The 13,202-nt window shown below is 71.5% G+C and carries 12 protein-coding genes and 1 pseudogene; 4 read left to right on the top strand and 9 right to left on the bottom strand.

The window, feature by feature from the left end:
* The first annotated feature begins 60 nt into the window (after positions 1-60).
* Entirely contained in the window at positions 61-771 is a 711-nt protein-coding gene (locus AMK18_RS32390) for an MBL fold metallo-hydrolase (protein ID WP_073865605.1), read from the top strand.
* On the opposite strand, the gene AMK18_RS32395 is transcribed toward AMK18_RS32390, so the two are convergent.
* Positions 730-1,767: an NUDIX hydrolase gene (locus AMK18_RS32395; RefSeq protein ID WP_018102744.1), complete on the bottom strand. Its 1,038-nt coding sequence runs from the start codon at positions 1,765-1,767 to the stop codon at positions 730-732. The genes AMK18_RS32390 and AMK18_RS32395 overlap by 42 nt on opposite strands.
* A 111-nt stretch (positions 1,768-1,878) precedes the next feature.
* Entirely contained in the window at positions 1,879-2,145 is a 267-nt protein-coding gene (locus AMK18_RS32400) for a hypothetical protein (RefSeq protein ID WP_018102743.1), read from the bottom strand.
* A gap of 165 nt (positions 2,146-2,310) precedes the next feature.
* Between AMK18_RS32400 and AMK18_RS32405 the strand changes: the two genes are divergently transcribed.
* Complete coding sequence (locus AMK18_RS32405) at positions 2,311-2,853, top strand: excalibur calcium-binding domain-containing protein (protein WP_073865606.1); 543 nt, start codon at positions 2,311-2,313, stop codon at positions 2,851-2,853.
* Between the two features lie 30 nt (positions 2,854-2,883).
* Here the strand turns inward: AMK18_RS32405 and AMK18_RS32410 are convergent, their stop codons facing one another.
* Genes AMK18_RS32410 through AMK18_RS32420 form a run of 3 tightly spaced genes read right to left on the bottom strand, consistent with a single transcriptional unit; the run spans position 2,884 to position 6,018 of the window.
* A complete protein-coding gene (locus AMK18_RS32410) occupies positions 2,884-3,801 on the bottom strand; it encodes a carbohydrate ABC transporter permease (RefSeq protein WP_073865607.1) in 918 nt (305 codons plus the stop codon).
* Complete coding sequence (locus tag AMK18_RS32415) at positions 3,798-4,712, bottom strand: carbohydrate ABC transporter permease (protein ID WP_018102740.1); 915 nt, start codon at positions 4,710-4,712, stop codon at positions 3,798-3,800. Before AMK18_RS32415 ends, AMK18_RS32410 begins: the two co-directional genes overlap by 4 nt.
* A gap of 16 nt (positions 4,713-4,728) precedes the next feature.
* Positions 4,729-6,018, bottom strand: a complete 1,290-nt coding sequence (locus tag AMK18_RS32420; protein ID WP_073865639.1) for an ABC transporter substrate-binding protein — start codon at positions 6,016-6,018, stop codon at positions 4,729-4,731.
* Between the two features lie 263 nt (positions 6,019-6,281).
* Between AMK18_RS32420 and AMK18_RS32425 the strand changes: the two genes are divergently transcribed.
* Positions 6,282-8,312 (top strand): NPCBM/NEW2 domain-containing protein, encoded by a 2,031-nt coding sequence (locus AMK18_RS32425; RefSeq protein ID WP_198957122.1) that lies wholly within the window; start codon positions 6,282-6,284, stop codon positions 8,310-8,312.
* Here the strand turns inward: AMK18_RS32425 and AMK18_RS32430 are convergent.
* Positions 8,302-9,258, bottom strand: coding sequence for an ROK family protein (locus tag AMK18_RS32430; RefSeq protein WP_073865609.1), 957 nt, complete (start codon positions 9,256-9,258; stop codon positions 8,302-8,304). The genes AMK18_RS32425 and AMK18_RS32430 overlap by 11 nt on opposite strands.
* 178 nt (positions 9,259-9,436) lie before the next feature.
* Here AMK18_RS32430 and AMK18_RS32435 point away from each other — a divergent pair, with 178 nt between their 5' ends.
* The gene (locus AMK18_RS32435; protein WP_073865610.1) at positions 9,437-10,468 is read left to right on the top strand and encodes a LacI family DNA-binding transcriptional regulator; all 1,032 of its coding nucleotides are present in this window, start codon (positions 9,437-9,439) and stop codon (positions 10,466-10,468) included.
* Between the two features lie 10 nt (positions 10,469-10,478).
* On the opposite strand, the gene AMK18_RS32440 is transcribed toward AMK18_RS32435, so the two are convergent.
* From AMK18_RS32440 to AMK18_RS32450, 3 genes and pseudogenes are all read right to left on the bottom strand, one after another.
* On the bottom strand, positions 10,479-11,777 hold the full coding sequence (locus tag AMK18_RS32440; RefSeq protein WP_073865611.1) for a DUF6986 family protein: 1,299 nt from the start codon (positions 11,775-11,777) through the stop codon (positions 10,479-10,481).
* Positions 11,778-11,947: 170 nt separating this feature from the next.
* Positions 11,948-12,910 (bottom strand): electron transfer flavoprotein subunit alpha/FixB family protein, encoded by a 963-nt coding sequence (locus AMK18_RS32445; protein WP_073865612.1) that lies wholly within the window; start codon positions 12,908-12,910, stop codon positions 11,948-11,950.
* A gap of 58 nt (positions 12,911-12,968) precedes the next feature.
* A pseudogene (locus tag AMK18_RS32450) lies at positions 12,969-13,202 on the bottom strand (electron transfer flavoprotein subunit beta); the annotation flags it as partial.

Here is a 13,202-nt window from a genome sequence, read left to right on the forward strand (position 1 = left end):
GAAGCTCGCCGAGAGCGTAGATCCATGCGGTGGCCGGGCGAGGCCGCCTAGGTTCGCCGCATGGATCTCGTAGAGGTGCTTCCGCAGTTGCACATGTTCCGCTTCCCGATCGGCCAGGCGTATCTCTGGCGCGACGGGACGGAGCTGACCCTGATCGACGCGGGCGACGTGAACGCGGCGCCCGCCATCGAGGAGGCGGTGCGCGGCCTCGGCCACGACCCCGCCGACCTCGCCCGGATCGTCATCACCCACGGCCACCGGGACCACTACGGCGGCGCCCAGGAGCTGGCCGACCGCCACGGTGCCGAGATTCTGGCGCACCGGCTGGACGCGCCGGTGATCCGGGGCGAGGAGGAGGTCGGGGAGCCGGTGCTCCTGGACTGGGAACGCCCGCTGTACGAGCACGCGCTGACCGTTCCCCCGGCTCCCCCGACCCGGGTCGACACCGAGCTGTCCGACGGGGCGGTGCTGCCGTTCGGGGGCGGGGCGCGGGTGGTCCACTCCCCCGGGCACACACCGGGCTCCATCGGTGTGCATCTGCCCGGGCACGGCGTCCTGTTCACCGGCGACTGCGTGGCCGGGGTGGGACAGGTGATGCTGGGCGTCTTCAACATCGACCGGGAGCAGGCCGTGGCCTCGTTCCGGAGGCTGGCCGCGCTGGAACCGGCCACGGTCTGCTTCGGCCACGGCGACCCCCTCACCGAGGACGCCGCCGCGGTGCTGCGGGCCTCAGCCCACGGGGACGCCGGCCTCCAGGTTGAGCACGGCTGAGCGTTCCCGGGCCCGGAGCGCCCAGCACAGCCGTTCGTAGCGGGTGGGCGGGAGCAGGGTGGCCGCCTCCGCCTCGGTGACGAACCGCCAGCCGCGCAGCTCGGAGCCGGGGAGGAGCAGCCGCTCCGCGTCCGCCCGGGGCAGCAGTCCGCCGTCGAAGAGGAGGCGCAGTCCTCCGTACCCGGGCGGGTCGGGCGCCTCCCAGTCGATGACGAGGAGCTTGGGCACCCGGTCGAGATGGATGCCGATCTCCTCGGCGACCTCCCGGATGCCGGCCTGTGCGGGGGCCTCGCCCGCCTCCACGACGCCGCCGGGGAACTCCCAGCCGGGTTTGTACGTGGGATCGACGAGCAGGAACCGGTCGTCCTCGTCGAAGAGCAGCACCCCGGAGGCGACGGTCTCCGCGGTCGGCTCGGGGGTCTGGACGATCTCGCAGGCGGGGGCGGCGTCGGTGCGAACGGCCTCCGCGATGCGCTCCGCCGTCTCGCGCGGGGTGAGGGCGCTGTTGTCGACGGTGTGGGCGTCCCCGGTGATCCAGCCGAGGGCCGATCGGTAGGGTTCGATGCGGTCGTACGCCCAGCGGCCGGTCGGGTCCACGCGCTCCGCGTCACCGGGGAACTCGGCCCGGTGGGCGATGCGCGCACGCAGGATCGTTTCCTCAGGTGAGAGCAGTACATGGCGCACCGGTATGCGCCGGGCGGCGAGCCCGCCGAATATCTCGTCGCGGTACTCCTGCCGCAGGAGCGTCATCGGGACGACGAGGACCCCGCCCAGTTCGGCGAGGAGCGCGGCGGCGGTGTCCACCACGAGACGCCGCCAGATCGGCAGGTCCTGGAAGTCCGTCACCTCGGCCAGTTTCTTCTGGGGCAGCAGGCTTCCGAGCCCCGCCCCGGTGAGTTCCGGGTCGTACAAGGTGCTGTTCGGGATCAGATCGATCAGTTCACGCGCGGCGCTGGTCTTTCCGGCGCCGAACGCACCGTTGATCCAGACGATCACGGTTCCCCCTCTTCCGTAGCAGCCCCCTGTGGCTTGCCCGCAACACCCTGCCGCGAAAACCCGACCGGGGCGACGCGTTGCGCGGAGGGGGCCGCGCGGGCCCGCCCCGGGCTACGGCGTATCGCCCCGCCAGTCCCACTTGTCCGGCTCGTCCGGGCGCGGCCCGTACTCGGCGCGGCCGCCCGGTCCGTAGGCGCCGATCTCGGTGACCAGGGCGGAACCGTCCGCGAGGGCCACCGCCGTCCACCCCGTCACATCCAGGAGCAGTCCGTCGAGCGGTCCGCCGACCAGTTCCCGGTAGTCACGGCCCGGCTGTGGGCCCGGGTCGGGGTCTTCGTGGTCGGCGCCGTACACCCGCCGTCGCATGATCTCGTCCATGCAGGCAGGATCGCACCCGGCACTGACAACGGCGGGCCCGCGCGGACCGTGGCGGGCCTCCGGCTTCACGCGATGGTCACAACTCCATCACTTGCGGAGGATTGCCCTCCCCTGGGTTCGGCGCCCTGGTTACGGTCGTCCCTCCACACAACCTTGGGGGGTCCCATGTCGCACAACCCGTCGCCGCAGCCGCCGCCTTGGGGGCCGCCGCCGCAGCCGTCCCCGTTCGGCCCGCAGGGTCCGGGCGGCGCGCCCCGCTGGGCGAGGAAACGCATCGTCATCCCGGCGGCGGCCGTTCTCTTCCTCATCGGCGTGGGCATGGGCGCCGCCGGGGGCGACTCGGGGGCGGACAGGACCGAGGCCGCGGCGAAGTCCTCGCCGGCGCCGACCGTCACCGCCACGGTGTCGGTCACGCCCGCGCCGGAGCCCGCCGTGACCGAGACGGTCACCGCGAGCCCCGAGCCGGTGCCGACCGTCACGAAGACGAAGACCGTCAAGGTCACCGTCGCGCCCGAGGCGCCCGCCGGCACGTCGGACGACTCCGGTTCGGACAGTTCCGGTTCGAGTGGCGGGGGCTCGGGCGGCGGCTCGGCGTACTACGCGAACTGCACCGCCGTCCGCGCGGCCGGTGCGGCCCCCATCCACCGGGGCGACCCGGGGTACGGCCGTCACCTCGACCGCGACGGGGACGGCGTGGCCTGCGAGTAGGGCGTGGTGACGGGGTGCCCGGGCACCCCGTCACCCCTTGCCGGAGCCCAGCGTGAGTCCGGCGATGAAGTGCCGTTGCAGCAGCAGGAAGACGATGAGCGTCGGCAGCGCGACGATCACCGAACCGGCGGCGAGCAGGTTGTAGTCCGTGAAAAATTGACCGCGCAGGTTGTTCAGCGCGGAGGTGATGGGCAGTTTGTCGCCGTCGGAGATGAAGACCAGCGCCCACAGGAAGTCGTTGTACATCCAGGTGAACTGGAGCGTGCCCAGCGCGGCGAGCGCCGGGCGGCACAGCGGCAGGCTGATCCGCCAGAACCGCGTCCACACCCCGGCCCCGTCCACCACCGCCGCCTCCAGGATCTCCGACGGGAGGGTGCGCATGAAGTTGGCCAGGACGAACACGCAGAAGCCGATCTGGAAGCCGATCTGCACGAGGACGACGGCCCAGTAGGAGTCGAACATCGTCATCGAGTCGGACATCCAGTACGGCAGCGGGATCCGGTTGAAGACGACGTACAGCGGGGTGACGATCACCTGCTGCGGGAGCAGGTTCCCGGCCGTGAACAGCATCAGCAGGACCAGTCCGCCGCGCATCTTCAGCCGGGCGAGCGCGAAGGCCACGAACGAGGCGAGGAACAGGGTGATCAGGACGCCCGGCACCGCGATGATCAGGGTGTTGACGAAGTACTTCGTCATGCCGGAGTCGGTGAACGCCTGCCGGTAGTAGTCCAGCGAGAGGTGGCGCGGCAGCGAGAAGTAGCCGTACTCGGAGGTCTCGTCGTACGGCCGCAGCGAGGCGTAGACCGCGAGCAGCAGCGGGGCGAGGAAGGCCAGCGAGACTGCCATCAGGAAGGCGTGCACCCCGAGCCGGCCGGGGCGGAGCCTGCGGCGGGCCGCGGCGGGCGCGGCGGTCGCCGGGCGTACGGGGTCGGCCTGCGTGGTGGTCATCGGTCTTTCTCCCCTCGGAGCTCCTGGACCAGGTACGTCACCACGAATCCGAGGGAGACGGTCAGCAGGACGACGGCGATCGCGGAGCCGAAGCCGATCCGGCTGGCCTCGCCGATGATGTTGTCGGTGACGAGCACGGAGAGCAGTTCGAGGCCGTTGCGGCCGTGGTTGACCGCGTACACGATGTCGAAGGCGCGCAGCGACTCGATGACGGTGATGACGCCGACGATGACGTTGACCGGCCGCAGGGTCGGGAAGACGACGCGGAAGAAGGTCTGCGCCTCGCTCGCCCCGTCGATCGCCGCCGCCTCCTTGAGGGACTGGTCGACGGCCTTGAGCCCGGCGAGGTAGAGGATCATCACATAGCCGGTGTGCCGCCAGGCGGCGGCCAGCAGGATCATCCAGATGTTGAGGTCCGGATCGCCGAGCCAGTCCGTCGGGGTCTCCGTGTCGCCGATGACGGCGTTGAGCGCGCCCTGGTCCCGCGAGAACACGAGCTGGGCGATGAAGCCGACCACCGCGAGCGAGAGCACGACGGGCATGTACAGCGTGGACTGGTAGAAGCGGCTGAACCGGACGCCCCGGTCGATCAGCACGGCCAGGAGCAGCCCGAACGGGGTGGCGACGAGGCCGAGGAAGGCGAGCCAGAGCAGGTTGTGCCGGGCGGCGGGCCAGAACTGCGGGTAGTTCGTGAAGAGGTTCGCGTAGTTGCGGGTCCCGACCCACTCGATGTCGCCGATCCCGTCCCAGCTGGTGAACGAGAGGACGACGGAGGCCAGGGTCGGGCCCCAGACGATGGCGAGGTCGAGCAGGACGGGCAGGCCGAGCAGCACACCGAGCACGACGAGGTCGCGGCGTGTGTACCGCCGCGTGCCCCGTCGTCCGGTGCGCCTCCCCGAGATGAACGGCACGGTGCGTACTCCCGGTTCAGTCCGAGGCGAAGATGGTCTTCTTCTGCCGTTCGATGTCGTTGACCAGGCCGTCCACGTCATTGGGGCTGCTGATGAACTTCTGGATCGCGGGGATCATGACCGTGGACGCGAAGTCCGGACGGGTGTCCCGGTCGAGAAACTGCGAGATCTGCTTGGCGCCCGAGACGAGTTCGACGGCCTTCTTCTGGATCGCGGAGTACCCGGAGGTGTCCGCCTCCTCGCTGACCGCGATGTTGTTGGGGTCGCTCTTGAGGTAGATGTCCTCGGCCTTGCCGGTGGCGAGCCACTTCACCAGGTCCTTGGCGCTCTCCAGCGTCTTCTTGTTCTTCAGGTTCTTGGACTTCTTGGCCAGCAGGAACCCGTCGATGGGCGCCTCCACGGCGTCCTGGCCGTGCTCGGGGCTGATCTCGGGGAACGGGAAGAAGTCCAGGTCGCCCTGCTCGTCCTTGGGGAACTGCGCGCCGGGGTGCGGCAGGCCGAGGACGGTCATGCCCGCCTCGCGCTTCTGGAGGCTGGTGGCGGCCTCCTGCCAGGTACGGCCGTTGGCGCCGGGCTGGCAGTACGGAAGAAGGCGCCGCCAGGTGTCGAAGACGTCCCGGACGCGTTTGTCCGTCCAGGCTTCCTCACCGGCCATGAGGCTCTTGTGGAATTCGTATCCGTTGGTGCGCATGTTGATGTAGTCGAAGGTGCCCATGGCGGGCCAGCCGTCCTTGTCGCAGAACGCGATGGGGTCCAGCTTGTCCTTCTTCATCTGCTTGGCGAGCGCCACGTACTCGTCAAGCGTTTTGGGCACCTGATAGCCGCGCTCGGTGAACAGGCTCTTCCGATGGAAGACGGCCCACGGATAGTAGTAGTACGGCGTGAGGTACTGCTTGCCGTCCTCGCCGCTGGACTGGTCCTTCAGGGCGTCGGAGAATCCCGTGTAGTGCTGCCAGTTGTCGCTGATGTCGTACAGCAGGCCCTTCTTCGCGAAGAACTGCATGCGGTACCCGGCGAACCACATGAAGACGTCGTCGGGCTTTCCCTGGAGATAGCGGTTGATGTTCTCCTGGAAGGTGTTGTGGTCGACGGTGTTGACCTTCACCTTCCGTCCGTCCGACTGTCCGGCGTACGCCTTGAACGCGTCGGCGAACGCCTTCTTGGGAACGGGGTCGGACGCATTCGATCCCAGGGTGACGGTCTTGCCGTCCCCGCCGGGTCCGCCGCCGCACGCGGTGAGCAGGGCGGGAAGCGTCACCGCACCGGCACCGAGGGCCGCGCCGCGGAGCAGGCTCCGCCGGGACATCCGGTGTCCCGCGACGCTGCCGGGCAGATCCGATCTGTTGTACGAGTGTGCCATGACCCCGTCCTCCGGAAGGCAACCGAACACAACCGAACGTGCGCTTGGATCTCACCCCCAACATGGGGCGCAGTCAAGGGTTTTGACGAGATGCGGCCGACCGGGCACCCGCCCTCTTCCAACAGACTTCAACACGCTCTAACGTATTCGCTCGTCTTGGCGTGCACATGTCGCCGCCTGATCCGGCACGAGTACGGAGGAACGTAACGATGCGTCATCTTCCAACCCGTCCCACCCGAGCGAACCGCCACAGAGTCCTCGGAGCCCTGGTCGCGGGCCTCCTGTGTACGGCGGGGGCCGTCGTGCCCGCCGCCGCGCACTCCCCCGCACCGGCCGCCGGCACCCGGGCCGCGAACGGACTGGCCCTCACCCCGCCCATGGGCTTCAACAACTGGAACTCCACGCATTGCCGCGCCGAGTTCAACGAGGACATGGTCAAGGGCATCGCCGATATCTTCGTGGAGAAGGGGCTGAAGGACGCCGGGTACGAGTACGTCAATCTGGACGACTGCTGGGCGGTTCCGGAGCGTGACGCGGAAGGAAAGCTGGTAGCCGATCCGGTGCGCTTTCCGCACGGCATCGAGGCGGTCGCGGACTATGTGCACGCGAAGGGCCTCAAGCTGGGGATCTACACCAGCGCCGGCACCAGGACCTGCGACAGCGTGGGAATCCCCGGAGCCCTCGGCCATGAATTCAGCGACGCGCGGCAGTTCGCCGACTGGGGCGTCGACTACCTCAAGTACGACAACTGCAACAACCAGGGCGTGGACGCGAAGGAACGCTATACGACGATGCGCGACGCGCTCGTCGCCACCGGCCGTCCCATCGTCTACAGCATTTGCGAATGGGGCCAGAACAAGCCCTGGGAATGGGCGGCCGAGCTGGGCAATCTCTGGCGCACCACCGGTGACATCAACGACAGCTGGGGCAGCATGCTGTCGATCATGAAGCAGAACCTCCCGCTCGCCGCCGCGGCCGGCCCGGGCCACTGGAACGACCCCGACATGCTGGAGGTCGGCAACGGCGGGATGACCGACACCGAGTACCGCACCCACTTCTCGATGTGGTCGGTGATGGCGGCGCCGCTGCTCATCGGCTCCGACCTGCGCACCGCCTCCCGGGAGACGTTCGACATCCTCTCCAACGAGGAGGTCATCGCCGTCGACCAGGACCCGCTGGGCAGGCAGGGCGAGGTGCTCTCCTCCGAGGACGGCCGCTGGGTCGTCGCCAAGGAGATGGCGGACGGCTCCCGGGCCGTGGCGCTGTTCAACGAGACCGGCAGCGCACAGCGGATCGCCACCACGGCCGCCGCGGTCGGCCTGGAACGCGCCTCCGGGTACACCGTGCGCGACCTGTGGGCCCACACCACCCGCAACACCGCGGGCGGCCTCTCGGCGACCGTCCCCGCGCACGGCACCGTCCTGCTGCGCGTCGCCGCCGACCCGCGCTGGGCCGCGCACCCGCCGGCCGTCGAACTCGCCCTGGACGGCAGCCCGCTGGTCGAGGCGGGCCGCACCGCCACGCTGACGACCGAGGTCACCGACCTGGGCCGCACCCCCGCGCTCACGGTCTCCGCCGCGCTCACCGGCCCCGCCGGCTGGCGGGTGGAGGCCGCGTCGCCGACCCGCACCCCCGCGCTGCCCACCGGCCGCGCACTGGCCACCCGATGGCGGGTGACGGCCCCCGCCGCAGCGGCCCCCGGCGGCTACGACCTGACGCTCACCGCCCAGTACCGCTCCCCCACCGGTGAACGGATCCGGTCCACCGTGCCGTTCCGGGCCCATGTGGTGGTGCCGCCCCCGCCCGGCGGCGGCTACCTCAGCGACCTGCCGCAGCTCAGCGCCTCCAACGGTTACGGCCCCGTCGAGAAGGACACCAGCAACGGCGAGAGCGCCGCGGGCGACGGCCACCCGCTGACCATCGGCGGCCAGGTGTACGCCAAGGGGCTCGGCGCCCACGCGGCGAGCAGCGTCGAGTACTACGCGGGCGGCGCGTGCACCGCCGTGACGGCGCAGGTGGGAGTGGACGACGAGAAGGGCGCCAAGGGCACCGTGGCCTTCGAGATCTGGGCGGACGGCACGAAGGCCGCCTCGACCGGGGTCCTGACCAACGCGATGGCCCCGCAGCCCCTCTCGGCGGACGTGACCGGGGCTCAGGTCGTCCGGCTGGTGGTCACGGACGGCGGCGACGGCGACGACTCGGACCACGCGGACTGGGGGGACCTGCGGATCACCTGCTGAGCGGGTCGGCGAGCGGCCGGGCGGCGGCCAGCGCGGCCGCCGCCGCACCGACCAGGCCCGCGTCGTTGCCCATGACCGCGGGCACCACCGTCAGGTGCTGGACGAAGGAGAGCGTGGCGTACCGGCGCAGGGCCGCGCGCAGCGGGGCGAACAGCAGCTCGCCCGCGCCGGCCACCCCGCCGCCGATCACCGCGATGTCGATCTCGACCAGGGTCGCCGTCGCGGCGATCCCCGCCGCCAGAGCCTGCGCGGCACGTTCGAAGGAGGCCACGGCGACCGGGTCGCCGGCCCGCGCGGCGGCCGCGACGCCGACCGCGGTCGCGTCGCCGTCCGGGCCGGGCCGCCAGCCCGCGTCCAGCGCGCGGCGCGCGATGTTGGGGCCGCTCGCGATGCGCTCGACGCAGCCGCGCGCCCCGCACGGGCAGAGGTCGCCGTCGAGGTCCACGCTGATGTGCCCGATGTGGCCGGCGTTCCCGCTGGGGCCGGGGTGCAGGGCGCCGCCGAGGACGAGCCCGCCGCCGACGCCGGTCGAGACGACCATGCACAGCGCGTTGTCGTGGCCGCGCGCCGCGCCGAGCCAGTGTTCCGCCGCCGTGATCGCGACGCCGTCGCCGACCAGCGTGACCGGAAGGCCGCCGGTGGCGTCGGCGACCCGCTCGACCAGGGGGAAGCCCCGCCAGCCGGGCACGTTGACCGGGCTGACCGTGCCCCCGGCGGCGTCCACCGGGCCCGCGCTGCCGATGCCGACGGCCGTCGCGTCGCCCCAGTACGGGGAGGCGGCGAGATCGGCCAGGACGCCGCCGACCGCCGCCATGACGCGTTCGCCGCTCTCCCGTGCGGGTGTCGGCCGCTGGGCGCGCACCAGGAGCCCGCCGTCCCGGTCCACCAACGCGCCGGCGATCTTGGTGCCCCCGATGTCCAGGGCGGCGACGAGGTGGGTCTGCATCGGTGTGGCTCCGGGGTGGTGTGGGCGGGACCTGCGGCTCAGGTGCACAGTCTGCCCAGTCTCCATTCCCTTGACAACGTTGTCCAGGGCCTATGCTCGACGCCACACCCTCCGGGAGCCCCCACGGCAGCCGCCGTGGCCCGCCGGGACCGCCCGACCGACGACAGGACAGCGCACCGTGGCCGAGACCGCCCGTCATCCCGAGCCCCGTTACGGCAACCGGCCGACCATGAAGGACGTGGCCGCCCGGGCCGGGGTGGGCCTCAAGACGGTCTCGCGCGTGGTCAACAGCGAGCCGGGGGTCACCCCGGACACGGAGCGCCGGGTGCAGGAGGCCATCGAGGCGCTGGGCTTCCGCCGCAACGACAGCGCGCGGGTGCTGCGCAAGGGCAGGACCGCCTCCATCGGCCTGGTCCTGGAGGATCTGGCGGACCCCTTCTACGGGCCGCTGAGCCGCGCGGTCGAGGAGGTGGCCCGCGCGCACGGCGCCCTGCTCATCAACGGTTCCAGCGCCGAGGACCCGGAGCGCGAGCAGGAGCTGGTCCTCGCCCTGTGCGCGCGCCGGGTCGACGGGCTGATCGTGATCCCGGCCGCCGACGACCACCGCTATCTGGAGCCGGAGATCAAGGCGGGCGTCGCGACCGTCTTCGTGGACCGCCCGGCCGGGCAGATCCAGGCGGACATGGTGCTGTCGGACAGCTTCGGCGGGGCCCGCGAGGGCGTCGCCCATCTGATCGCGCACGGCCACCGCCGTATCGGCTTCATCGGCGACCAGCCCCGTATCCACACCGCGACCGAGCGCCTGCGCGGCTACCACGCGGCGATGGCGGAGGCGGGGATAACCGTCGAGGACTCCTGGGTCTCGCTGGGCTCCACGGACCCCGACCGCGTGCGCGCCGCCGCCGAGGCCATGCTCTCGGGTCCGGAGCCGGTGACGGCGCTCTTCTCCGGCAACAACCGGGTCACGGTGACGGTGGTGCGCGTCCTGGCGGACCGGGAGCGGCCGGTCGCCCTGGTCGGCTTCGACGACATCGAGCTGGCGGACCTGCTCGGCATCACCGTGATCTCCCAGGACGCGGCGACGGTGGGCCGCACCGCCGCCGAGCACCTCTTCCGGCGCCTGGACGGGTCCGGTCACCCCCCGGCGCGCGTGGAGCTCCCGACCCGGCTGATCGCCCGCGGTTCGGGGGAGATCCCCCCGGCCGCCTGAGCGACGCCCCTCAGGGCGCGGTGACCGTCAGGGTGCCGCGCCGGGGCGAGGCGAAGGCGTCGAGGTCGGCGCGGGTCAGCCCGGTCAGCTTCGCCACCTCGTCGGTGTCCAGGGCTCCGCAGTCGATGCCGCGCAGCAGGTAGCCGCTGAGCGCCTTGGCGGTGGCCGGTTCGTCCATCACGTCGCCGCCGGCCTTGGCGACGTACGCGGCGAGCCGGGCGGCGGCCTGCTCCAGGCCCTCGCGGTAGAAGGTGTAGACGGCCGCGTAACGGGTCGGCAGGTGGCCCGGGTGCATGTCCCAGCCCTGGTAGTAGGCGCGGGCCAGGGCGCGCCGCGTGAGCCCGTAGTGCAGCCGCCACGCCTCGTGGACCTGCGGGGTGGGCCCGACGGGCAGGACGTTGGTGGAGCCGTCGGAGACGCGTACGCCGGTGCCTGCGGCGGCGACCTGCATGACGGCCTTGGCGTGGTCGGCGGCCGGGTGGTCGCTCGCCTGGTACGCGGCGCTGACGCCGACGCAGGCGCTGTAGTCGAAGGTGCCGTAGTGCAGCCCGGTCGCCCGTCCCCGGGCCGCGTCGATCATGCGGGCCACGGCGGCGGTGCCGTCGGCGGCCAGGATGGACTGGCTGGTCTCGATCTGGATCTCGAAGCCGATGCGCCCGTCGGGCAGCCCGTGCGCCTGCTCGAAGGCTTCGAGGAGCTGGACGAAGGCGGTGACCTGCTCGGGGTACGTCACCTTCGGCAGGGTGAGGACGAGCCCGTCGGGGAGCCCGCCCGCCCTCATGAGCCCGGTGAGGAAGACGTCCGTGGTGCGGATGCCCCGGTCGCGGACGGCGGCTTCCATGCACTTCATCCGGATGCCCATGTACGGGGCGGCCGTGCCGTCGGCGTACGCCTCCGAGACGAGCCGGGCCGCGCGGGCCGCCGCTTCGTCCTCCTCGGCGTCGGAGCGGGGTCCGTAGCCGTCCTCGAAGTCGATCCTCAGGTCCTCGACCGGCTCGCGCTCCAGCTTGGCGCGCACCCGGTCGTGGACGGGCCCGGCCAGCTCGTCCGGGATGCCGAGCACCCCGGCGAGGGCGGCTGCGTCGGGGGCGTGCTCGTCCAGCGCCTTCAGCGCCTCGTCGCCCCAGGTGCGCAGGGTGCCGGCCGTGAAGGTGTCGCCCGGTACGTAGACCGTGTGCACGGGCTGGCGGGTGCCGGGGTCGCCCGGGTAGCGGCGGGCGAGTTCGGCGTCCACCGGCGCGAGGGAGGCGCTGATCCCGTCGCTGACCGCACCGGCGAGGCTCGTCGCCACCTTCTCCTGCTGACCCATCGTCCGCACCCTCCACGCTCCGGTCGTTTCCGCTTGCCGGAAACAACAATCCGTATGGTGAAGTTATAAGGCGCTCGCATCCGAGTCAACGGTGACCGGGAACGCCGCGGGGCCGCACGGTGCGTTCACCGTGCGGCCCCGGGCCGTTGCTCGTACCAAACCGTCCGCGATCAGCCCTTGCGGGTGTTGATCTCCTCGGTGAGCTGGGGGACGACGGCGAAGAGGTCGCCGACGACGCCGTAGTCCACGAGGTCGAAGATCGGGGCCTCGGCGTCCTTGTTGACCGCGACGATCGTCTTCGAGGTCTGCATGCCCGCCCGGTGCTGGATCGCGCCGGAGATGCCGTTGGCGATGTAGAGCTGCGGCGAGACGGACTTGCCGGTCTGGCCGACCTGGTTGGTGTGCGGGTACCAGCCCGCGTCCACGGCGGCACGCGAGGCACCCACGGCGGCACCCAGCGAGTCGGCCAGCGCCTCGATGATCGCGAAGTTCTCCGCGCCGTTGACGCCACGGCCACCGGAGACCACGATCGCGGCCTCCGTCAGCTCCGGGCGGCCCGTCGACTCACGCGGCGTACGGGACAGCACCTTCGTGCCCGTGGCCTGCGCCGAGAAGGAGACCGCGAGGGTCTCGACGGCACCGGCGGCCGAGGCCGCCTCGACCGGGGCGGAGTTCGGCTTGACCGTGATGACCGGAACGCCCTTGGAGACACGGGACTTGGTCGTGTACGAGGCGGCGAACGCGGACTGCGTGGCGACCGGGCCCTCGTCGCCGGCCTCCAGGTCGACGGCGTCGGTGATGATGCCGGAGCCGATACGGACCGCGAGGCGGGCCGCGATCTCCTTGGCCTCCGCGGAGGAGGACAGCAGCACGGCAACCGGGGACACGGCGTCGAAGGCGGCCTGGAGCGCGTCCACCTTCGGTACGACGAGGTAGTCGGCGAACTCGGGGGCGTCGGCGGTCAGCACCTTGACCGCACCGTGCTCGGCGAGCACGTCGGCGGTGTCGGCGGCGCCGTTGCCCAGGGCGACGGCGACGGGCTCGCCGATGCGGCGGGCGAGCGTCAGCAGCTCCAGGGTGGGCTTGCGGACGGCACCGTCCAGGTGGTCGACATAGACGAGAACTTCAGCCATGGGACTTCAATCTCCTGCGTGTACGAAGTAGGCGGGGTGGCGAACGGGATGCCGGGGCTCAGATGAACTTCTGGCCGGCCAGGAACTCGGCCAGCTGCTTGCCGCCCTCGCCCTCGTCCTTCACGATCGTTCCCGCAGTGCGGGCCGGACGCTCGGTCGCGGAGTCGACCGCGGTCCACGCACCCGCCAACCCCACCTGCTCGGCGTCGATCCCCAGATCGTCCAGGTCCAGGGACTTCACCGGCTTCTTCTTCGCCGCCATGATCCCCTTGAACGACGGGTAACGCGCCTC

Source organism: Streptomyces sp. CB01249, from assembly GCF_001905735.1.
GTDB lineage: Bacteria > Actinomycetota > Actinomycetes > Streptomycetales > Streptomycetaceae > Streptomyces.